The 22,016-nt window shown below is 54.4% G+C and carries 22 protein-coding genes and 1 other annotated feature; of the genes, 2 read left to right on the forward strand and 20 right to left on the reverse strand.

Annotated features, from left to right (window positions below; genetic code table 11):
• Positions 1-250: 250 nt before the first annotated feature.
• The 20 genes from ABIE29_RS10140 to thrS all read right to left on the reverse strand — a co-directional run bounded on the left by ABIE29_RS10140 (position 251) and on the right by thrS (position 19,633).
• Entirely contained in the window at positions 251-1,264 is a 1,014-nt protein-coding gene (locus ABIE29_RS10140) for a lipoate--protein ligase A (RefSeq protein ID WP_429618436.1), read from the reverse strand.
• A 57-nt stretch (positions 1,265-1,321) separates the two neighbouring features.
• Positions 1,322-1,780, reverse strand: coding sequence for an NlpC/P60 family protein (locus ABIE29_RS10145; protein WP_429618438.1), 459 nt, complete (start codon positions 1,778-1,780; stop codon positions 1,322-1,324).
• A gap of 167 nt (positions 1,781-1,947) precedes the next feature.
• Complete coding sequence (gene arnF / locus ABIE29_RS10150; RefSeq protein ID WP_429618440.1) at positions 1,948-2,337, reverse strand: 4-amino-4-deoxy-L-arabinose-phosphoundecaprenol flippase subunit ArnF; 390 nt, start codon at positions 2,335-2,337, stop codon at positions 1,948-1,950.
• Positions 2,334-2,678: a 4-amino-4-deoxy-L-arabinose-phosphoundecaprenol flippase subunit ArnE gene (gene arnE, locus ABIE29_RS10155; protein ID WP_429618442.1), complete on the reverse strand. Its 345-nt coding sequence runs from the start codon at positions 2,676-2,678 to the stop codon at positions 2,334-2,336. Before arnE ends, arnF begins: the two co-directional genes overlap by 4 nt.
• The gene (gene arnT, locus ABIE29_RS10160; RefSeq protein WP_429618444.1) at positions 2,675-4,339 is read right to left on the reverse strand and encodes a lipid IV(A) 4-amino-4-deoxy-L-arabinosyltransferase; all 1,665 of its coding nucleotides are present in this window, start codon (positions 4,337-4,339) and stop codon (positions 2,675-2,677) included. Before arnT ends, arnE begins: the two co-directional genes overlap by 4 nt.
• Entirely contained in the window at positions 4,336-5,247 is a 912-nt protein-coding gene (arnD, locus tag ABIE29_RS10165) for a 4-deoxy-4-formamido-L-arabinose-phosphoundecaprenol deformylase (RefSeq protein ID WP_429618445.1), read from the reverse strand. Before arnD ends, arnT begins: the two co-directional genes overlap by 4 nt.
• Positions 5,244-7,226 (reverse strand): bifunctional UDP-4-amino-4-deoxy-L-arabinose formyltransferase/UDP-glucuronic acid oxidase ArnA, encoded by a 1,983-nt coding sequence (gene arnA / locus ABIE29_RS10170; RefSeq protein ID WP_429618447.1) that lies wholly within the window; start codon positions 7,224-7,226, stop codon positions 5,244-5,246. Before arnA ends, arnD begins: the two co-directional genes overlap by 4 nt.
• Positions 7,223-8,206, reverse strand: coding sequence for an undecaprenyl-phosphate 4-deoxy-4-formamido-L-arabinose transferase (gene arnC / locus ABIE29_RS10175; RefSeq protein WP_429618449.1), 984 nt, complete (start codon positions 8,204-8,206; stop codon positions 7,223-7,225). Before arnC ends, arnA begins: the two co-directional genes overlap by 4 nt.
• Positions 8,193-9,347, reverse strand: coding sequence for a UDP-4-amino-4-deoxy-L-arabinose aminotransferase (gene arnB, locus ABIE29_RS10180; protein WP_429618450.1), 1,155 nt, complete (start codon positions 9,345-9,347; stop codon positions 8,193-8,195). The genes arnC and arnB overlap by 14 nt, the downstream gene beginning before the upstream one ends.
• A 379-nt stretch (positions 9,348-9,726) precedes the next feature.
• Positions 9,727-10,482 carry a vitamin B12 ABC transporter ATP-binding protein BtuD gene (btuD, locus tag ABIE29_RS10185; RefSeq protein WP_429618452.1) on the reverse strand — a complete coding sequence of 252 codons (756 nt, stop codon included), beginning with the start codon at positions 10,480-10,482 and terminating at the stop codon, positions 9,727-9,729.
• 16 nt (positions 10,483-10,498) lie between these two features.
• The gene (locus ABIE29_RS10190; protein ID WP_429618453.1) at positions 10,499-11,050 is read right to left on the reverse strand and encodes a glutathione peroxidase; all 552 of its coding nucleotides are present in this window, start codon (positions 11,048-11,050) and stop codon (positions 10,499-10,501) included.
• Positions 11,051-11,120: 70 nt separating this feature from the next.
• The gene (btuC, locus tag ABIE29_RS10195) at positions 11,121-12,128 is read right to left on the reverse strand and encodes a vitamin B12 ABC transporter permease BtuC (protein WP_429618455.1); all 1,008 of its coding nucleotides are present in this window, start codon (positions 12,126-12,128) and stop codon (positions 11,121-11,123) included.
• Between the two features lie 262 nt (positions 12,129-12,390).
• Positions 12,391-12,687 (reverse strand): integration host factor subunit alpha, encoded by a 297-nt coding sequence (gene ihfA / locus ABIE29_RS10200; RefSeq protein WP_004943604.1) that lies wholly within the window; start codon positions 12,685-12,687, stop codon positions 12,391-12,393.
• Between the two features lie 4 nt (positions 12,688-12,691).
• The gene (gene pheT / locus ABIE29_RS10205; protein WP_429618460.1) at positions 12,692-15,079 is read right to left on the reverse strand and encodes a phenylalanine--tRNA ligase subunit beta; all 2,388 of its coding nucleotides are present in this window, start codon (positions 15,077-15,079) and stop codon (positions 12,692-12,694) included.
• A gap of 14 nt (positions 15,080-15,093) precedes the next feature.
• The gene (pheS, locus tag ABIE29_RS10210) at positions 15,094-16,077 is read right to left on the reverse strand and encodes a phenylalanine--tRNA ligase subunit alpha (protein WP_429618462.1); all 984 of its coding nucleotides are present in this window, start codon (positions 16,075-16,077) and stop codon (positions 15,094-15,096) included.
• Positions 16,078-16,216: 139 nt separating this feature from the next.
• Positions 16,217-16,341 (reverse strand) — a sequence feature (Phe leader region).
• A complete protein-coding gene (gene pheM, locus ABIE29_RS10215; protein WP_121608962.1) occupies positions 16,291-16,335 on the reverse strand; it encodes a pheST operon leader peptide PheM in 45 nt (14 codons plus the stop codon). It overlaps the preceding feature by 45 nt.
• Before the next feature lie 113 nt (positions 16,342-16,454).
• Positions 16,455-16,811, reverse strand: a complete 357-nt coding sequence (rplT, locus tag ABIE29_RS10220) for a 50S ribosomal protein L20 (RefSeq protein ID WP_004963673.1) — start codon at positions 16,809-16,811, stop codon at positions 16,455-16,457.
• Between the two features lie 43 nt (positions 16,812-16,854).
• Positions 16,855-17,052, reverse strand: coding sequence for a 50S ribosomal protein L35 (rpmI, locus tag ABIE29_RS10225; protein WP_024485856.1), 198 nt, complete (start codon positions 17,050-17,052; stop codon positions 16,855-16,857).
• Positions 17,053-17,149: 97 nt separating this feature from the next.
• Positions 17,150-17,701: a translation initiation factor IF-3 gene (gene infC, locus ABIE29_RS10230; RefSeq protein ID WP_071683678.1), complete on the reverse strand. Its 552-nt coding sequence runs from the start codon at positions 17,699-17,701 to the stop codon at positions 17,150-17,152.
• 3 nt (positions 17,702-17,704) lie between these two features.
• Positions 17,705-19,633, reverse strand: a complete 1,929-nt coding sequence (thrS, locus tag ABIE29_RS10235; protein WP_429618464.1) for a threonine--tRNA ligase — start codon at positions 19,631-19,633, stop codon at positions 17,705-17,707.
• Between the two features lie 304 nt (positions 19,634-19,937).
• On the opposite strand from thrS, the gene ABIE29_RS10240 reads away from it, so the two are divergent.
• Together ABIE29_RS10240 and ABIE29_RS10245 are read left to right on the forward strand one after the other, a co-directional pair.
• On the forward strand, positions 19,938-20,516 hold the full coding sequence (locus ABIE29_RS10240) for a DUF2239 family protein (RefSeq protein WP_429618465.1): 579 nt from the start codon (positions 19,938-19,940) through the stop codon (positions 20,514-20,516).
• 97 nt (positions 20,517-20,613) lie between these two features.
• The gene (locus ABIE29_RS10245; RefSeq protein ID WP_429618467.1) at positions 20,614-21,978 is read left to right on the forward strand and encodes an MATE family efflux transporter; all 1,365 of its coding nucleotides are present in this window, start codon (positions 20,614-20,616) and stop codon (positions 21,976-21,978) included.
• The last annotated feature ends 38 nt before the right edge of the window (positions 21,979-22,016 follow it).

Here is a 22,016-nt window from a genome sequence, read left to right on the forward strand (position 1 = left end):
TACCGATCAATCCCTGGGGAATAGGTCATAAATAGCAATGTGATTAGCCGGGCGTTGCCAAGTAATTGATAGTTTTAGCGATGTTTTTTCGTTCAGACAATCAGGTACGTTAATTTAATTTGCGGCATGTATCGTTACAAATTAATCACCTTATGCAATGTGTGATTTATTTTTTGACGTGCAACGATCAGGTGATGCGGCGACCACCTGATTTCATTAATAAAATTCCTAATTTATTTACTGCACAGCACTACTTAATGGTTTCCAACAGCCAACGCCGCAGTTCGCCAAGTTCGTTTTCCTGTTGCGGATACTGCGCAACCAACTGTGAACAACAGTCTGCCAATGCCTCGCTGCGATAGGCACACCCCACCAGCTTTTCGGCCAAGGTCTGTAATGACGCAGGGTTGAGGCTGTCGGTGAAGATCTGCGCACGTACAATCGTCCCCTTCTCGACGTCAAAGAAGATATCCACCCCACCCCAGGTAAAGCGTTCGTTCAGCAGATGACTAAACGCTGGCGCCTTGCCAAAATTCCATTCCCAACTGCTCTGCTTGGCAAATTGCCGGGCAAAATCGGGCAGGTCTGGGAAGACATCCGGAGAAATCACTTCCGGCTGTGCAGTGTCACCATAATGGGCGAAGAATGCCTGAATAACGGCGTCACAAACCTGCTGATGGTCAATTTCCGGCACAAACTCGGCCAGGTTGGCGACCCGGGAACGCACGGAAGTAATGCCTTTCGCCTGCAATTTTTTCGGATCGGGATTGAGATAATCCGCCAGCCGATTGAGATCGGCATTCAACAGCAGCGTACCGTGATGAAAGCCACGATCCTGAGTTTCACGATAGGCCGAGCCGGAGATTTTGCGCACTCCGTCGGCCGTTTCGACCACCAGATCGTTACGCCCGGAAGCCGAAGCATCAACCCCCAGCTGTTTCAGCGCCGCCAAAATAATGCCGGTAGAAATGGTTTTATCGTAACCGGGCTTACCGGCCATAAAGGTAAAGCAGGTATTGCCCAGATCGTGAAACACTGCCCCGCCGCCGCTGCTGCGCCGTGCCAGACGAATGCCATCCTGCTCCATCCGCCGGGTATTGCACTCTTTCCACGGGTTCTGCGACTGGCCGATCACCACGGTTTCGGCATTACGCCACAGGAAGAGGATTTTTTGCGTGGTCATTTCGCGGAAGATGCACTCTTCTACCGCCAGATTAAACCAGGGATCGTAGGAGTCGGAAATCAATAAACGTAAGGAATTCATGGCAGTCACCTCATCATGCAGTGCTGCCATAATACACCAGATAGGCGCTTTGGCGCGTTAAATCCGGCGCGCCTGCCAGTACACCTTGCGCCAGTAAACGTTATTGAGCGAGGAGCGTATTACGCCTTTGCTGGTCGAGGCATGAATAAATTCGTCGTTGGTATCGTAGATACCCACATGCAGGCCGTTCTCACCGCTGCCGGTCTTGAAAAACACCAGGTCACCCGGCATCAGCTCGTCGCGCGAGACTTTGGTACCCAGCCCGGTTTGCTGCGCCGTGGAGCGAGGTAATTGCATATCAAAACGATCGCGAAAGGTACGATAGACAAAACCGGAACAATCTACGCCACCGCGATCCAGCCCGCCGTAGCGATACGGGGTGCCATACCATTGTCGCAGTTGCTCGTTCAATTGCGCTACTACCACGATGGGATCGGACAAACTGCCACTCGGCGGAGGCGCATGGCTGCTGCAACCGGCGAGAATTAAACTGGCTAATAGAAACCACACACGCATCGCATTTTACCTTTCACTTGAACACCGAAGCGGATCAACCGCCTGCGGTATTTCACCACGCCACCCCAGGTAAGGAGAATGCTGTTTGGCGTTAATTTATCGCTCAAGATAATAAAAAGGCAAGTATTGTGCATGAGATATTCGAATCGACAGCGTTTTTTCCGCTATTAACGGTTTTTTTCCGCCCGATGGCTGTTAATCAACCAGACGCCGAACAGAATAAACAGCGTCCCCAGCGTTTTGAGCAAGGTGGCCGGTTCATTAAACCAAGGCAGGATCACCGCCGCCAGGTAAACCAGCGCATAACTGACGCTCAACAACGGATAAGCCCGGTTCAGCGGCAGGTAATGGAGCGCAAAGAACCAGCACAGCATTGATAATCCATAACCGAAAATCCCGGCGACCACCGCCAGCAAGGCCATTCCGTACTGATTGAGTAACGACCAGGTAACTTCGGCAAAGGACAATAGTGGGATCTGCCCCATGCCCCATTTCATCAGCAACTGGGCCAGCGTAACCAACAGGACGCTGCCCGCGCCCCAAAGATAACCTTTCATGATTGCAGACTCATCAGCAAGATCCCCAGCATGATCGACGCCACGCCGCACCAGTGGCGCAGCGTGGTCGGCTCGTTAAACAACCAGCGTGTCGCCAGCGTCACCAGGACAAAATTGAGGCTCAGCATCGGATAGGCCAGGCTGAGCGGCAGACGCTGCAACACATTTAGCCACACCAGCATGCCCAGCCCCAATAGCCACACCGCCAGCACCAACCAGCGCAGCGTTAAAACCCGCCGCCGCTCGCCAGCCTGTTGCCAGGTAAGAGCCGCCTGCTTCTGACACAGTTGCCCTGCACAGGTGAACAGGCTAACCAGGATCACCAATAAATACGCCATCATGGCTGCTGCTTATACCATACCAGTGCCATGCGATGCATCTCGACAACGCGGTCTGGCGTTGGCAGATCTGTCGGCACGTGCTCACCACGGGAGAGTTGCATTACCAGTGACACATCCCCCTGTTTGCGAGCCTGCGCCAACCAGCCAGCAAAATCTTGCTCGCCGATATAGTGACCGCGCGCATCGGGATACGCCAAGCCATACGTGATTTCACCTTTTTCACCATACATCAGCACATCGCTGCGTTTCAGTTCCCAGGCCAGGCCAGCGGCGATACCCACACGATCGGCCAACACAAACCGGCTCTGGCTGAGCGTGGCGATATTTTCGCGCATGAAGTTTTGCGGCTGCTTGGAGTCGATTACCTGCTGTGGAATAGCGTAGCCGATCAACAGACAAAGCAGTAACGGACAGGCAGCCGCCCAGGTCCAGCGCTTCGCATTATCACGAGCGGAAACCACGGCAAACAGCAGCCAGCCACCAAAGGCAATCAGGCCGAACACGATTTTCGGCCACTCATCGGCGGTAAACAGATGTACTTTATGTAATACACCAGAGCCGATCAGCAACAACGTGATAATGCCAATCAGACCAAACAGGCCATTCAGTAAGGCATTCACCTTGAATACCCGGGTGCGCAACTGCCCCGCGCAATCCTCTGCGTAAGCCGCCATCAGAAGAGCCAACGGCGCCATGCAAGGCAGAATATAGGTCGGCAGCTTGCCTTTGGCGATGCTGAAGAAGATCAGCGGCATCATGACCCAGCTCAACAGGAAAAACAGCTCCGGGCGCTGCACACGCTCACGCCATCCCTTGAGCAGGGAACCTGGCAATAACGCCAACCACGGCAGTACCGCTGCAATCAGGATCGGAAGGTAATACCAGAAGGGGGCCTTGTGCTGGGCATTGTCTTCGGCAAAGCGCTGAATATGCTCCACCCAGAAGAAGTAGTTCCAATAGTCCGGCTCGCGTTGGGCCACAGCCAGTGCCCATGGCAGGCTGAGCAGTATCGCCACCACGATCGCCACTGGCCCATAGCAGAACAGATCTTTGACCTTTCGCTGCTGAATAACAATGGGGATGACGGCAATCACCGGTACCGCCAGCGCCAGAAAGCCTTTGGTCATAAAGCCCATGCCACAGGCCAGCCCGAGCAACACATAGCCGCCCAACTTGCCTTTGGCGGTGGTGGCTTTCAGCGTCAGGTAATAGCTGACCATGGCCGCCGTCAGCCACAGCGAGATCATCGGATCGAGCACGCTGTAAGTGCCGATACTGAATACCAGCACCATCGACAGGAAGATCAGCACCGCCACGTAGGCACGACGCGCGTTTTTCCACATCAGCCAGGCCAGAGTAAAGACCAGCAAGGCGGTCATGGCAGTGCTGAATATCGAGCCAAAGCGCACGGCAAAGTTGCTATCACCAAACAGCCACTGGCTGATGTTATTAAACCAGTAACCGGCAACCGGCTTTTCAAAATAGCGCAGGCCGAGCAGGTTGGGCACTATCCAATCTCCGCTCGCCAGCATTTCACGGCTAATTTCGGCGTAGCGGGTTTCATCCGGCTGCCACAGCAACCGCCCATTCACCGGCAGCAGATACACCAGGGCAAAAAAAATGGCCAATACGATGGCCCAGGATCCTTTCAACGCTTTCATGAAACCTTTTCTCCCCCAACTTCGGTTTGATAGCCCAACCAGCCTTCTCGGCCAGGAAATGGCGCGCGAGTAATGCGGCCTAGCGGCAATGATGACACGTCTTGGGGCAGCAATGCGCTCAACGGGCAGAACTCGATGCCTTGCTGTTTTGCTCGCTGTAACAACTGTTCGAACATAGCCGACTGCGACATGCCTTCCACCTCGGTATGTATGGTGTACACCGGCACTCCACGATCGTTTGCTATCGCTCGCAAAATATAATCATTGAAATCCGCCATGCTGGTTTCACGGCCAATCACCTCATCAAAGGTGGGGAGCGTGACAGGGATTTGCACCGTGCCCGGCTGGCCGTTATCCAATAGCGGACGGAATGGATGAGTGCCACGGCAATCGCTGTTGTACTCGAAACCGAAATCTTGCTTAACCTCCACGACGCGCTGATCGGCACGCCACCCCGCCACCGCCGAAAATCGCACCGGTTGACCGATCGCCTTTGCCAGCGCATCAACGCCCAACTGAACCTGGCGCATCAACTCGGGTTTGGACCACCTCCCCACCTTGGCCTGCCAGCCTTGATGATCCCAGGCGTGCAAACCTACTTCGTGGCCCATTTCCAGCGTGCGCTTCATCAACGGCCCCAAAGATCGGGAAATATTCCTCCCAGGCCACGCGGTCCCCGCCAGCAGGATATCCCAGCCATACAGGGAGGCGGCCTTGGAACGCAGCATTTTCAGCAGGAATTGCGGACGAAGCAGGCGCCACAAGTGGCGCCCCATGTTGTCCGGCCCGACGCTGAAGAAGAAGCTGGCCTGAATATCGTACTTGGCAAACAGTTCCAGCAGGCGCGGTACCCCTTCACGGGTACCGCTAAAGGTGTCTACATCAACTCGCAGGCCGACCTTCTTCATGCACCATCACCTTCCTTTACCGTGGTACGCAGGAAGTAGTCCAGCGTCTCGGCAACGGTTTGCTGCATGGCGATCGTCGGCTGCCAGCCCAGCAGGCGGCGCGCGTTCTTGATGCTTGGCGTACGATGCTCAACATCCTGATACCCTTTGCCGTAGTAGCTGCTGCTTTCCACGTCCTTGAAACCGGCAAACGGCGGGAAATTGCCGCGCAACGGATGCTCATTGAAGCTGGCCAACAGCATTTCCGCCAGCTCACGAATGCTGGCTTCGTTGGTTGGGTTGCCGATGTTGACGATCTGACCATCACATTGACCATCGCGGTTTTCAATAATGCGGTACAGCGCTTCAATACCGTCGTTGATATCGGTAAAGCAACGTTTCTGCGCTCCACCGTCCACCAGCTTGATCGGTGAGCCTTCAACCAGATTCAGGATCAACTGGGTGATCGCGCGCGAAGAGCCGATACGCGCCGCATCCAGGTTGTCCAGGCGTGGCCCCATCCAGTTAAACGGACGGAACAGCGTGAACTTCAGGCCTTCTTTGGCCCCATAAGCCCAGATAACCCGGTCCAACAGCTGTTTGGAGACCGAATAGATCCAGCGCTGTTTGTTGATTGGCCCGACGATCAGGCGCGAGGTGTCCTCATCAAACTCTTTATCGTCGCACATGCCATACACTTCTGAAGTGGACGGGAAGATGATGCGTTTGTTGTATTTCACACAGTCGCGGACGATTTTCAGGTTTTCTTCGAAATCCAACTCGAACACGCGCAGTGGATTACGGGTGTATTCGATCGGTGTGGCGATCGCCACCAGCGGTAGTACCACGTCGCACTTCTTGATGTGATATTCGATCCACTCGGAATGAATGCTGATATCCCCTTCCACAAAGTGGAAGCGCGGATTATCCAGGAAACGGCTGATGGCATCAGAGCCGATATCCAGGCCGTAGATATCATAGCGATCTTCGCGCAGCAGGCGTTCGGTGAGATGGTTACCGATAAAGCCGTTAACTCCCAGGATCAGCACGCGGGTCCGGCGCTTCATCACTGAGCTGGGCTTGGCAGCCAGACGTACGTCGCTCACCATGCCCATTTCCAGCGCCAGACGGCTGCCTTGCACATACAAACCAGACTCGCTTTGGCCAGCCACGATTTCCAACGCCCCTTCACCACAGGCAATCAGCAGTGGAGTGGTGCTCAGTACCGTGCCAGGCTGCTTATCATGTGCGGTATCCAGCACGCGTGCGCGCCAAACGATCACCTTGCGCTGCCCCAGATAGCTGAATGCGCCCGGATAAGGTTCGGTGACAGCACGCACCAAATCATTGATTTCACGCGCAGATTTGTGCCACTGGATCTCGCCGTCGGCAGCGGTACGGCGGCCAAAATAGCTGGCATCCGCTTCGTTTTGTACCGTCAGGCTGGCCGTACCGTTTTTCAGTTTCGGCAGCTGTTCTTTCAAGACGATCTGCGCCGCTTCCAGCACTTTTTTGTGCAGCGTCAGCGCGGTGTCCTGCTCGGAAATCGCCACTTTATGCTGACCAACGATATCGCCGGCATCCGGACGTTTGACCATCTTGTGCAGCGTGGCACCGGTTTCGGTTTCGCCATTCACCAGCGCCCAGTTGATCGGCGCGCGGCCACGGTAGCGTGGTAACAGTGAACCATGCAGGTTAAAACCACCTTTTGGAGCCAGAGAAAGGATCTCATCGCTCAACATATTGCGGTAGTAGAAAGAGAAAATGATATCCGGCTGCAGCTCACGGATACGTTCCACCCACAGCGGATGATTGACATCTTCCGGCGCATACACCGGCAGCTCCAGTTCGGCACCCTGACGAGCAACGGAAGAGAAGAAGTTGTTTTCACCGGGATCATCGGTATGGGTAAATACGGCCTGTACGTCATAACCCGCTTCTGTCAGCGCTTTCAAGCCTGCGCAGCCGATGTCATGGTAAGCAAATACGATAGCTTTCATTCTTCTTCTTCCTGAGTATTTTGGGTTGGCTTGGCACCGACCACTTTCTGGACAAAATAGCGGGGACGAGCGCGGACATCGTTATAAATCCGGCCGATGTACTCCCCTAACAATCCCATACCGACAAACTGTGCACCGATAAAGGTGAATAACACCGCAAACAGCGTGAACACTCCGCCTGCCGCCCATTCCGGCCCCAGGACCAGGCGCAGCACGATCAACAACACCGCCAGCACGAAGCCTGACAGCGCAATCACGCTGCCCACCACGCTGAGCAGACGCAACGGCGTGGTAGTCAGGCAGGTGATCAGGTCATACATCAGGTTGATCAGCTTCATCAGGCTATATTTGGAGTCACCAAACTCGCGTTCAGCGTGACGCACCTCGATCTCCGTGGTGCGGCGAGCAAAGGTGTTGGCCAGGATCGGAATAAAGGTACTGCGCTCATGGCAGTGCAGCATCGCTTCAATGATATGGTGGCGATAGGCACGCAGCATGCATCCATAGTCGCCCATGGATTTACCGGTCGCGCGCTGGATCATCATATTGATCATGCGGGAGGCCGTCTTGCGGAACCAGGAGTCCTGACGGTTGGCACGCACGGTACCCACTACGTCATACCCCTCTTCCGCGACGCTGACCAGACGGGGAATTTCCTCCGGCGGGTTTTGCAGATCGGCATCCAGGGTGATCACCAGATCGCCGCTGACCTGATTGAACCCCGCCATGATGGCGGAATGCTGGCCGTAGTTACGGTTCAGCAGCACGGCAATAATGCAACTCCCCGGTTGTTCTGCCGCGGCGGTCAGCATGGCGGCAGAGTTGTCGCTGCTGCCATCGTCAATCAGAATAATTTCATAAGGTTGCAATAGTTGTTTACAGGCGGCGGTGGTGCGCTCCAACAAGGCAGGTAAACTTTCCTGCTCGTTGTACACCGGGATCACCACCGAAACTTTACTAATAGGTTCAACGCGAGACACGGGAAGACTCCAATACGGAAGACAAGGCATTGACCACGCGATCGACATCAGCTTCGGTCATATCCGGGAACAGCGGTAAAGTACACAGGCGTGCCGAGTTCCATTCGGTATTGGGCAGTGACAGCTGTGGGTAACGTTCGCGGTAGAATTTTTGCGTATGGGCGGCGCGGAAATGCAGACCGGTACCGACCCCAACTTCTTTCAGCCGTTCCATCAGTTGATCGCGCCCAATGCCGCAACGTTGTTCATCAACGCGCACCATAAACAGGTGCCAGGCGTGATCGTGCGGATAATCCGGCAACCCCAACGGTTGGAAAGGCGAGTCTTGCAGCGCGGCCAGGTAACGTTCCGCCAGAACCTTGCGCCGAGCGTTCAGCTCTGGCAAGCGCGCCAGCTGTACCACAGCAATCGCCGCATGAATATCTGACAGGTTGTATTTGTAGCCAGGTTCAACCACTTCTGCCTGCGGCTTACGCCCCTGCAGTTGGCGGTCAAAAGCGTCAACGCCCAGGCCATGGAACTTCAGGCAGCGGACGCGATCGGCCAGTTGATCGTCATCGGTCGCGATCAGGCCACCTTCCGCACAGGTCAGGTTTTTGATGGCGTGGAAAGAAAAAATGGCAGTGCCCCGTGCGCCAACCCATTCACCATTGAAACGGCTACCCACGGCGTGAGCGGCATCTTCAATCAGGGGGAGGTTGTGGCGCTGAGCCAACGCGCGCAGCTCATCCATCGGTAATGGTGCGCCCGCATAGTGAACGGGAATAATCGCTTTGGTACGTGCGGTGATGGCCGCCTCAACATCGGCTGCGCTAACCATTAACGTATCACGGTCAACATCGATCATCACTGGCGTAGCGCCAAGCAATTCGATCATATTGAGGGTGGAAACCCAGGTTTGAGAAGGGGTAATGACTTCATCCCCTGGCCCGATCCCCAGGGCCATCAGAGTGATGTGCATCCCCGCCGTTGCAGAGCAGACGGCAACCGCATGTTTGCAGCCGAAGGTTCGGCAAAACTCGCTTTCCAACTGCTGATTTTGCGGTCCGGTGGTGATCCAGCCCGAACGTAACACCTTTTCTACCGCCGCAATTTCTTCATCCCCAATTGCCGGGCGTGAAAAAGGCAGAAATTGATCCATAATTAAACCCCAAACATCTCGATTTTCTTTGAGCCACTGTAAGACTTTTACATTTAACGAAAAGTAAACGTCGCAAAGAATGATCCCTGGTGGATTAACTACCAATGTACGTGGGCAAGCTTAACTAAACCTTAAGAGAGAAATTATTATCAGGAAACCTTCTGTAAAACCCTCTCATTAATGGAATGAAAATTATATTAATAATCAATTTGTTATACAGTCATGATTTTTTACTTAATTCTTTTCAACCCGAACAGCGTAGCAGGTGACCGGGAATTTTCCATCTTATATTGCGAGATTACCGGAAGGATTTATCCCCTTATTGGATAATTATATCGAGCACGTTTACTTTTCGTTTAATTTAATCGATTAAACATCGCTAGGCCGTTTTGGTCATAATCCAGCGCTGTTCTCCCACCGCCTGAAGATGAAAATCCACATCATAAACCTTGGAAAGTAGCCCCGGCTCCATTACCTCGTGGGTGCTCCCTTCGGCCACCAGCCGTCCGGCTTGCAGCAACCAGACCCGATCGGCCTGTTGCAGGGTATGATTGAGATCGTGAGCACAGACCAGTGCGCTGCGGCCACTTTGGCAAAATTCACGCAACAGGCGATCCAGCGCCACCTTTTGCGCCACATCCAGGCTGTTGGTCGGCTCATCGAGCAGCAGTAATTGGCTGCGCGGGTTGACCGTCGGCCAAACCTGTAACAACACTGCGGCCAGTCGCACCCGTTGCCATTCGCCCCCGGAGAGTTGAGTCAACATGCGGGATAATTTATCCGTCAGCTTCAGGCTACGTGCCAAATACAGGATGGTTTTTTCCAGCTCGCTTTCGTCCGCCCCGGCGGGCTGATGTAAGGCGAGATATTGAAATACCGGCATCAGCGCAACCGGAGGCTGCTGCTGGCACAGATAAGCCCGATGCCTTGCCAGTTCATTCCCCGTATACGCTTCCAGCAAACGCCCAGACAGCCGAACTTCGCCAAGCCCTGGCAGCATACCCGCCAATCTGGCCAACAGCGTACTCTTACCCGCGCCGTTTGGGCCGATCAGGTGCACCTGCAACCCAGCGGCGATCTGCCCAGAAAACGGCACTAGTCGCCCTTCTACCCCCACCTCACTGAGTTGCAGCATGGTTCTGTTCGCTCCTTTACTTGGCCAAAGCCTGTTTGATGGCCTCGGACACCTGTGGATCTTCTGGCGTCATATCAGGCGAGAAGCGTTGGATCACCGTACCATCACGCCCAATCAAGAATTTCTCAAAGTTCCACAGGATATCGCCGGTGTGCTTCGGCGCACGGCCTTTGCTGCTCATCCGCTCCAGGAAACCACTGCCTTCTGGTGCGACGGCCTGTGGCTGTGCGGCAATCAGTTCCCGATACAGCGGATGACGGCCCTCACCATTGACTTCAATTTTGGCAAACATCGGGAATTGGACGCCAAAGGTGCCACGGCAAAACGCCAGGATCTCTTCATTACTGCCCGGCTCCTGACCAAGAAACTCATTGGAGGGGAAACCCAACACCGCAAAACCCTGCTCACGCCAGGTTTCATAAAGCTTTTCCAGACCTTCGTATTGCTTGGTCAGGCCGCATTCCGACGCCACGTTGACCACCAGCAGCACCTTGCCGGCATAGGCGTTCAGCGTGGTAGGTTGGTTCTCAATGGTTTGCAGGGGAATGGCATAAATGGGGTTGCTCATCAGATGTTTTCCTTTGGTTTTATTTGCAGGTGATACAGAAAAACGCCACCGGACATGACCGGCAACTGGTTTACCTTACGCTTTTTGTCCGCGCCAGTAACCAGATAAAAAGAGGGGCTCCCAGCGTTGCAGTGACCACGCCGATGGGTAACTCCGCCGAAAACAGCGCAATCCGCGCCACCACGTCTGCCACTAACAATACGCCTGCGCCCGCCAACGCGCAGCCAGGCAACAGGTAACGCTGGTTGGTCAAACCGCTGAGGCGCAAAATATGTGGGATCACCAAGCCGATAAAGCCAATCACCCCCGCCAGTGCCACGCTGGTTCCCACCAGCCAGCCGATAGCCAGCACCAGCAGATTACGCCATACATGCAGGGAAAGGCCCAACTGCCGGGCCTGCATTTCGCCAAGCGCCATCAAATTCAGCGCCTTGCCCTGCGCGCATAACCACAGCAGCACCGGCAGCAGAGCTAACAGCAACCATTTCTGCCGCCAATCCACCCCGCCGAAACCGCCCATCATCCAGTACATTAGCTGCCGCAGGTCGAGACTCGAACTGAAATAGACGGCCCAGGTCATGATCGCGCTGCACACAATCCCCAGCGCTACCCCCACCAGCAGCAAACGTGCGTTGCTCAACCTACGACGGCGGGCAAAAATCAGCAACAGGAAGGTCATCACCAGGGCGCCTACGATGGCGTTCATGCTCATCAGCGCCACCGGCAGCAGGCCGTTGCCGAACAGCACCGTAAGCACCAGCGCCACTCCGGCACCGTTGGATACGCCAAGCAGACCAGGCTCCGCCAACGGGTTCTCAAACAGGGCCTGCATCGCCGCCCCGGCCACCGCCAGGCTTGCCCCCACCAGCATCACCGCCAGCGCTCGTGGCAGGCGCAATTGCCAGACAAACAGCTGTGCAGGCTCACTCAACCACTGCGCAGGCCAGATCCACAGATCCCCGGCGCTCAGGCTGAAGGCAAACGCCAGTACGACGCCCAGCGTCAGCCAGGTTAAATAGCGTTTATCGCGGCGGTGCTGATGCTGTTGTAACAAAGTGAAGGTCTGACTGCTCGGCATAACTACACAACTTCCCTACTGGCCAGGATAACGGCCTGAAAATAACGTCTGCAGCAAATAGTAGGAGGTTCGGGCGTTTAGGGGAAGGACTGAGTGAACGAATGGTGGGGAAAATAGCAGCTGGCACTGCCGGTCATCGATACGATGAATGGTAATACACACACGGGCGTAGCATGCGACGCCCCTACACGATGCCCGGTGAGGTTGGTAAACCGCCCAAAAGAAAAAGGCCGCTTGCGCGGCCTTTTTGGCGTTGTATAACCTACTCTTTCGGGCTGGCGTTCTCCACCCGGCTTTTCAGTTTCTGTCCCGGACGGAAAGTGACCACGCGGCGCGCCGTAATCGGAATGTCCTCACCGGTTTTCGGGTTGCGTCCCGGACGTTGGTTCTTGTCTCGCAAATCAAAATTGCCAAAACCAGACAGCTTGACCTGTTCTCCGTTCTCCAGAGCTCGACGGACCTCTTCAAAGAACAGTTCTACCAGATCTTTGGCATCCCGTTTGCTAAGCCCTAGCTTCTCAAACAGGTGTTCTGACATTTCAGCTTTAGTAAGCGCCATAGGTTCAATCCCTCAAGGATGCTTGGAATCGCTGTTTTAGAGCCTCTACACATTTTGCAACGGTAGCGGCAATCTCCTCTTCTTCCAGTGTACGGGCGGTATCCTGCAACACCAGACTGATAGCCAGGCTCTTATAACCCTCAGCTACGCCCTTGCCACGGTACACATCAAACAAGTTTACGCCAACTACCTGATTTGCGCCAACTTTCTTACACTCTGCCAAAATATCTTCTGCGGCGACGTTTTCAGCCACTACAACGGCGATATCGCGGCGGTTTGCAGGGAAGCGAGAAACCTCACGGGCCTGAGGCACGGCGCGGCTTGCGAGCTTGTTCCACTCCAATTCAAATACCACAGTACGGCCGTTAAGATCCAGTTTACGTTCAAGTTCCGGGTGAACCACACCGATGAAACCGACACGCTCGCCGTGTAAATAAATGGCCGCACTTTGCCCAGGATGCAGGGCGGGATTGGACTCTGCCTTGAACTGAATTTCGGATAATTTACCGGTCAGCTCCAATATCGATTCCAGATCCCCTTTCAAATCATAGAAGTCCACCGGCTTTCTTGCCAGATCCCAATGCTCATCATGGGTATGCCCGGCAATTACGCCAGCCAGCATGACATCCTGACGGATACCCAGATTTGCCGCAGTATCAGGCACAAAGCGCAGTCCGCTTTCAAACAGGCGCACCCGCGTCTGCTGGCGATTCTGGTTGTATACCACCGCCGACAGCAGACCAGTCCACAGTGACAGACGCATCGCAGACATCTCTACCGAGATAGGGCTTGGCAGGATCAGGACTTCTTCACCTGGGTGCAGCAACGTCTGCACTTTCGGATCGACAAAACTGTAAGTAATTGCTTCCTGATAGCCATGATCGACCAACAGGGTCTTCACGCGCTTCAGGGTCAGATCGGATTCACGGTGTTTGGTCATCACCAGATCGGCGCGCACTGGCACATCCGGGATATTGTTGTAGCCATAGATACGGGCCACTTCTTCCACCAAATCTTCTTCGATCTCCATATCGAAACGCCAGCTTGGCGCTACCGCCAACCAGTTGTCACCCTGCTCGGTAACCTGGCAACCCAGGCGGCGCAGAATATCGCTCACCTGCTCGCTTGGCACCACATGGCCAATCAGACGGTCAAGCTTTTCACGGCGCAGCGCAATGGTGGCACGTTTCGGTAAGGTGCTCTCGTCGCTAACGTCAATGATTGGGCCAGCCTGACCACCACAGATGTCGATCAGCAGGCGTGTGGCGCGCTCCATCGCTTTATGTTGCAGTGCCGGATCTACGCCACGCTCGTAACGATGTGAGGCGTCGGTATGCAGGCCATGACGGCGAGCACGGCCAGTAATCGACAGCGGGCTGAAGAAAGCACACTCCAGCAGCACATCCTGGGTTTCGTCATTCACGCCAGAGTGCTCACCGCCAAAAATGCCGCCCATAGCCAGCGCTTTTTGCCGATCGGCGATCACCAGGGTATCTGCCTGCAGTTTGGCTTCGTTGCCATCCAGCAGGCGCAGGGTTTCACCTTCGTGGGCCATACGCACCACGATACCGCCCTCAATACGATTGAGGTCAAAGGCGTGCATCGGCTGGCCCAGCTCCATCAGCACGTAGTTGGTCACATCGACCACGGCATCTATCGAGCGAATACCAGCACGGCGCAGTTTCTCACGCATCCACAACGGTGAAGGTGCCTTCACGTTGATGCCTTTCACCACGCGGCCAAGGTAACGTGGGCATGCCTGAGGAGCTTCTACACGGATTGGCAGGGTGTCGGTGATAGTGGCAGCAACCGGGCTCATATCCGGCTCGGTCAGCGGCAGTTGGTTCAGCACGGCAACGTCGCGCGCGACGCCAATGATGCCCAGGCAATCGGCACGGTTCGGCGTGACGCTGATTTCGATCGCGCTATCGTTCAGTTGCAGATAGTCACGGATATCGGTACCGATCGGCGCATCTGTCGGCAGCTCAATGATACCGTCATGATCGTCTGAAATCGCCAGTTCGGAGAACGAACACAGCATGCCTTCAGAAGGCTCGCCGCGCAGCTTGGCGGCTTTGATTTTAAAGTCGCCTGGCAGTACGGCACCGACGGTAGCAACGGCTACTTTCAGGCCAGCACGGCAGTTTGGCGCACCACAAACGATGTCTAACAGGCGTTCACCGCCCACATCGACTTTGGTGACGCGCAGTTTGTCGGCGTTCGGGTGCTGCCCACACTCCACCACGTGGCCCACGACCACGCCGTTGAACACGCCAGCTACCGGCTCAACGCCGTCTACCTCCAGGCCAGCCATAGTGATTTGATCGGATAATGCTTCGCTGCTGATGGCCGGGTTTACCCACTCGCGCAACCAGAGTTCACTGAATTTCATGTGATATTCCCGCCTTACTTAAACTGTTTGAGGAAACGCAGATCGTTTTCGAAGAACGCGCGCAGATCGGTGACGCCATAACGCAGCATCGTCAGGCGCTCCATACCCATACCGAAGGCAAAGCCGGAATAGATTTCCGGGTCGATACCCACGTTGCGCAGTACGTTCGGGTGCACCATGCCGCAACCCAACACTTCCAGCCACTTACCGTTTTTGCCCATTACATCCACTTCGGCAGAAGGTTCGGTGAACGGGAAATAGGAAGGACGGAAACGAACCTGCTGGTCTTCTTCAAAGAAGTTGTTCAGGAAATCATGCAGCGTCCCTTTCAGGTTGGTGAAGCTGATGTCCTTGTCGACGATCAACCCTTCCATCTGGTGGAACATCGGGGTATGCGTCTGATCGTAGTCATTACGATACACGCGGCCCGGCGCGATGATGCGGAGCGGTGGCTGCTGGTTCTTCATGGTGCGGATCTGCACGCCAGAGGTTTGGGTACGCAGCAGGCGCGTCGCGTCAAACCAGAAGGTATCGTGATCGGCGCGCGCCGGGTGATGCCCAGGGATATTCAGCGCGTCGAAGTTATGGTAATCGTCTTCGATTTCCGGGCCGGTCTCTACCGAGAAGCCCAGTTCGCCAAAGAAGGTTTCGATACGATCGATGGTGCGAGTGACCGGGTGCAGGCCACCGTTCTCCAAGCGACGCCCCGGCAGCGAGACATCGATGGTCTCCGCCGCCAGGCGGGCGTTCAGCACCGCAGACTCCAACGCGTTCTTACGCGCGTTCAGCGCATCCTGAACTTCCTGTTTTGCCTGGTTGATCACCGCCCCGGCTGCCGGGCGATCTTCCGCTGGCACTTCACGCAGGGACTGCATCTGTAAGGTAAAATGACCTTTCTTGCCAAAATATTCGACGCGTACCAAATCCAACGCGGCAACATCTTGGGCATCTTCTACGGCTGCCTTGGCGTTGGCAACCAGCTCTGCGAGATGTGACATTGCTTTCCTCTTCCTCTGGCCTTGTGGCCCTAAGTAATTGTTATCTATTATTCCAACACGCCTTTGGTTGATCTTCAAAGAATTTCAAGCCGTAGCCAGGCAAGTGCCGCAGGCCCGAAAGGCGCAGAAGGTGGCCAAAAACAAAAAAGCCTCCACTTGGGAGGCTTGGGCGCTACTTTCCGTTTCTTTTCTTACGCGCAAAGCCTCCTGAAGTCAGGCGCTAAAGTAAAAAAAGAAGCGGAAAATAACAGCGTGCATGTTGGTGCATACCTTGTCGATAGATTGGCAACCAGTGTTAAAGCGCCAGCCAAAAAAGTCAATATCTGTATTGGAAACAAACAGTAAAAGAGGGAGCAAGCTCCCTCTTTTCAACTAGCTTACGCCAGTGCTGCTTTCGCTTTTTCAACCAGTGCGCCAAAGGCCACTTTGTCGAATACTGCGATATCAGCCAGGATCTTACGGTCAATTTCAATAGAAGCTTTTTTCAAGCCGTTAATGAATTTGCTGTAAGACAAGCCGTTCTGACGAGCAGCTGCGTTGATACGTGCAATCCACAGCTGACGGAACTGACGCTTACGTTGACGACGGTCACGATAAGCATACTGACCTGCTTTGATTACTGCCTGGAAGGCAACACGATAAACGCGCGAACGGGCACCGTAGTAACCTTTCGCTTGTTTCAGTATTTTCTTGTGACGTGCGCGTGCAATTACACCACGTTTTACGCGAGCCATATGCTCTCTCCTAAAGTCTTATTCTAGATTCAAAAAATGTGGCTTATGCGTACGGCAGGCACGCGATAACCAGGACCAGATCGTTTTTAGACACCATGCCTTTCGGACGCAGATGACGTTTACGCTTGGTTGCTTTTTTGGTCAGAATATGACGCAGGTTAGCATGTTTGCGCTTAAAACCACCGCTGCCGGTCTTTTTGAAGCGCTTGGCTGCACCACGTACAGTTTTAATCTTTGGCATGTTAATTAAATCCACTTCGCATTGTTAAACAACGAATCAGTGAGGCGAATAAAACCCACGCACGCTTGCACGGCGCGGGTTCGATTACTTGGAAGCCTTACTGTTTCTTCTTGGGTGCGAGCACCATAATCATCTGGCGGCCTTCGATCCTTGTTGGGAAGGACTCGACCACTGCCAGATCAATATCTTCACACAGGTCTTTACGGACGCGGTTAAGCACTTCCATACCGATCTGCTGGTGCGCCATTTCACGCCCACGGAAACGCAGGGTGATCTTGGCTTTATCGCCGTCTTCCAGAAAGCGAATCAGGTTGCGTAGTTTGACCTGATAGTCGCCATCATCGGTGCCAGGACGGAATTTGATTTCCTTAACCTGGATAACTTTTTGCTTCTTCTTCTGTTCTTTGGTCGACTTGCTCTTCTCGTAGAGGAATTTGCCGTAATCCATGATCCGGCAAACTGGCGGTTCGGCATTTGGGCTGATCTCTACTAAATCAACACCCGCTTCCTCAGCTTTTTCAAGAGCTTCATTCAGACTGACAATACCAATCTGCTCGCCATCGACGCCGGTTAGGCGAACTTCTTGCGCGCGAATTTCTTTGTTAATGCGATTTGGACGCGCCGGTTGAACTCGTTTTCCGCCTTTAATACTTTATTCCTCCAGTTGATGAAGACTTCGGCTGCGTATCTCATGTAGCAGCTTGTCTACGACTTCTTGTACGTCCAGGCTCCCCAGGTCTTTGCCACGGCGGGTACGAACGGCAACTTTGCCTGATTCGACCTCTTTATCACCGCACACCAACATGTATGGAACCCGTCGTAAAGTATGTTCGCGAATTTTAAAGCCAATCTTCTCGTTTCTCAAGTCCGCTTTTGCCCTAATGCCTGCATCTTGCAGTTTTTTGGTCAATTGCTGGACGTAATCAGACTGACTGTCGGTGATATTCATCACCACTACCTGCACTGGAGCAATCCAGGTTGGGTAGAAACCGGCATATTCTTCGGTAAGAATACCGATGAAGCGCTCCATGGAGCCAAGAATAGCACGGTGTATCATTACCGGGACCACGCGTTCGTTGTTTTCGCCAACATACGACGCGCCTAAACGGCCCGGTAAGAAGAAATCGAGTTGCACGGTACCACATTGCCATGCGCGATCCAAACAATCATGCAAGGTAAATTCAATTTTTGGTCCGTAGAAAGCGCCCTCACCCGGCTGATATTCAAACGGAATGCCGTTTTCAGTCAGCGCAGCGGCCAGATCGTTTTCGGCTCGAGTCCACATTTCGTCGGTACCAATGCGCTTCTCTGGACGGGTGGACAGCTTCACCACAATCTTTTCGAAGCCAAACACACCGTACATATCGTAGACCATTTTGATGCAGTCGTTCACTTCGGAACGCACCTGATCTTCGGTACAGAAGATATGGGCATCGTCCTGGGTGAAGCCACGCACACGCATCAGGCCATGCAGTGAACCGGATGGCTCGTTACGGTGGCAGCTGCCGAACTCGCCCATACGCAGCGGCAGGTCACGGTAAGACTTCAGGCCCTGGTTGAAGATCTGCACGTGGCCCGGGCAGTTCATCGGCTTGATGCAATATTCACGGTTCTCTGAAGACGTGGTGAACATGGCGTCTTTGTAGTTTTCCCAGTGGCCGGTTTTTTCCCACAGCACACGGTCCATCATGAACGGCCCTTTCACCTCCTGATACTGGTGCTCTTTGAGCTTCATGCGCACAAAGGCTTCCAGTTCGCGGAAGATGGTCCAGCCGTCGTTATGCCAGAACACCATGCCAGGGGCTTCTTCCTGCATATGATACAGGTCGAGTTGCTTGCCGATCTTGCGGTGGTCACGCTTGGCCGCCTCTTCCAGGCGTTGCAGGTAGGCGTTCAGCTGTTTCTTGTCTGCCCAGGCAGTGCCGTAGACACGTTGCAGCATTTTGTTTTTGCTGTCGCCACGCCAGTAGGCACCGGAGGTTTTCTGCAGTTTGAAATGGTGGCAGAAACGCATATTCGGCACGTGTGGGCCACGGCACATATCCACGTATTCTTCGTGATGATACAGGCCAGGGCGATCGTCATGGCTGATATTTTCATCCAGAATCGCCACCTTGTAGCTTTCGCCACGGGCTGCGAAGGTGTCGCGGGCTTCCTGCCAGCTCACTGTTTTCTTGATGACGTCATAATCTTTGTCGGCCAATTCATGCATCCGCTTCTCCAGCAGATCCAGATCTTCCTGCGTCAGGGTATGGTCAAGGTCAACATCATAGTAGAAACCGTTGTCGATCACCGGGCCAATGGCCATTTTGGTGTCTGGCCACAGCTGTTTGATCGCATGACCCAGCAGGTGCGCACAGGAGTGGCGCATGATTTCCAGGCCTTCGGTATCCTTGATGGTGATGATGGCCAGATGTGCATCGGATTCGATGGCATCGTTGGCATCGACCAGTTCACCGTTAACGCGGCCAGCGATACAGGCTTTGGCAAGGCCAGGGCCGATATCACGGGCAACATCCAGCGGGGAAACGGCATGGTCGTATTGACGCTGACTTCCGTCAGGAAGAGTAATAACAGGCATTCATAATTCCTTATCTACAGTGGTGACCCACACGACAGATCACATGCAGTACAGATATTTTGGTTAGTGTTGAGTCAGTTATGCGTCATATCTCGCCCACAATTGCCAGATTGACGCACAACTTGGTCCGTTAATAACACGCGAACCTCCAGTGGCTGTATACAGCCTTGCGGATAGTAGCATTAAAACTGTGGAGGATAAATAAAGCGCAGTTTACCCTGCTGCATAATTGATCACACTTGACTTACCACGATAACTCAGACAAATTACCCGGGTAAAACAATTTAACCCGGATATAAATAATATGAAAACCATCAATACGCCGAGCTGCACCGCCTTCTTGCAGCATCAACGAGTGGCTGCCGGGTCTTATGCCGATGTCGCTCAGGCGCTTGCTGCGATGGATCTTACTGCCGGTGAGCTGTTAGTGTTTGATGATGCCACCGGCTCCCAGGTGGATTACCCTTGGCCAGCAGGCTACGTTTGGCCCCAGCCTGATGGCGGTGTCGCTGAGCTTGACGCGGAACCGGCAGCTCAGCCCTCGGTTGGTCGGCCCAAGCTCGGCGTGGTGGCCCGCGAAGTGACCCTCCTGCCCCGTCATTGGGCATGGCTGGCACAACAACGTGGTGGGGCTTCTGCAGCGCTACGTCGTCTGGTTGATGAAGCCCGGCGCACCTCCGCCGAGCAGGATAATGAACGCCGTATCAAAGAGAACGGCTATCGCTTTATGAGCGCCATCGCCGGCTCTTTACCAGGCTATGAAGAAGCCACGCGCGCACTGTTTGGCCACAACGGCAAGCTGTTTGCCGAGCGAATTGCGCAATGGCCTGCCGATATCCAGGCGCATCTGGCCTGGATGACTCGCGATGCATTTCCCCGGTGATATAACCAGGCGGGCGCAGCATGCGGCGCCCCTACATATGAGTCTCAGTATTACTAGAGCTCTTTACAGGCCTTTCAAGCGCAGGAAAAACGATTAAATGCAAACCCGTCCGCAGCACAAGCAGCCACCGCTTTGGCGCATCTATCTGATCTTTTTGGTGCCCATGGTGCTGTCCAACTTCCTGCAAGGATTTTCAGGCACGCTGAACGGCATCTATATTGGCCAGATGCTCGGCACCCATGCGCTGGCCGCCATCTCCGGTATGTTCCCGGTGGTATTCTTCTTTATCTCACTGGTGATTGGCGTTGGTGCCGGTGCCTCGGTGCTGATTGGGCAGGCATGGGGCGCGAATGAACCAGAGAAAGTCAAAGCCATTGCGGGTACGGCCTTGATGCTGGGCGTGTCGCTTGGCTTACTGGCGGCGGTCTTTGGCAGTCTGTTTGCCCGCCAGGCGCTACAAGCGCTTGGCACGCCAGCGGATGTGCTGGAAGAGGCGGTCTCCTACGCCCGCATCATGATGCTGATTATGCCGTTGCTGCTGGTATTTGTGTTGTTCACCCAGTTGCTGCGCGGCGTCAGTGACACGGTCTCGCCACTCTTGGCCCTGCTGTTGTCCACCATCGTCGGCTTGCTGCTCACCCCGGCCCTGATCCGTGGCTGGCTGGGCATTGCCCCCATGGGCATACAGAGCGCCGCCCTGGCGGGTATGGTCGGTAACGCACTGGCGATGGTGTATCTGACACTGCGCCTGCGCCGCAAAAAACACGTGCTGGCCCCCGACCGGGCCATGCTGGCCGCGCTCAAGCTGGATACGGTGGTGCTACGCAAAGTGTTACGTATTGGCCTGCCCACCGGTTTGCAAATGGTGGTGATTTCTATCTCTGAATTGATTATCCTGACCTTGGTCAACCGCCACGGCTCGGATGCCACAGCAGCCTATGGCGCAGTGACGCAAATCGTTAACTATGTGCAATTCCCTGCTCTGTCGATTGCCGTCACCGCCTCCATTTTGGGTGCTCAGGCCATCGGCGCTGGCAAAACCGAGCGAATTGCACCCATCTTGCGTACCGGGTTATATATCAACCTCTGGCTGACCGGTTCGTTGATTATTCTGGTCTACCTGCTGTCACATTGGCTGCTGGGTTTGTTCCTGACCAGCCCGGTAGTATTGGCAGAAGCGGAGCATTTATTGCATATCATGCTGTGGAGCATGTTGGTGTTTGGCTTCCAGGCGATTGTCGGCGGCATCATGCGCGCCAGCGGCGTGGTGTTGGTACCGGTGACAATCTCCATTCTCTGCATCGTAGCCGTACAGCTACCAGCGGCCTATCTGCTCAGCAATCACTTTGGATTAGAGGGGGTATGGATGGCGTTCCCTATCGCCTATTTGACAATGCTGGCATTGCAGACAACGTTTTATAGGCTGGTATGGCGGCATAGGAAAATTGAGCGTCTGGTATGACGCTGGTAGTCACAATACTTTTTGGGCGTAGTGACTGC

The organism is Serratia sp. 2723, from assembly GCF_050434425.1.
Classification (GTDB): domain Bacteria; phylum Pseudomonadota; class Gammaproteobacteria; order Enterobacterales; family Enterobacteriaceae; genus Chania.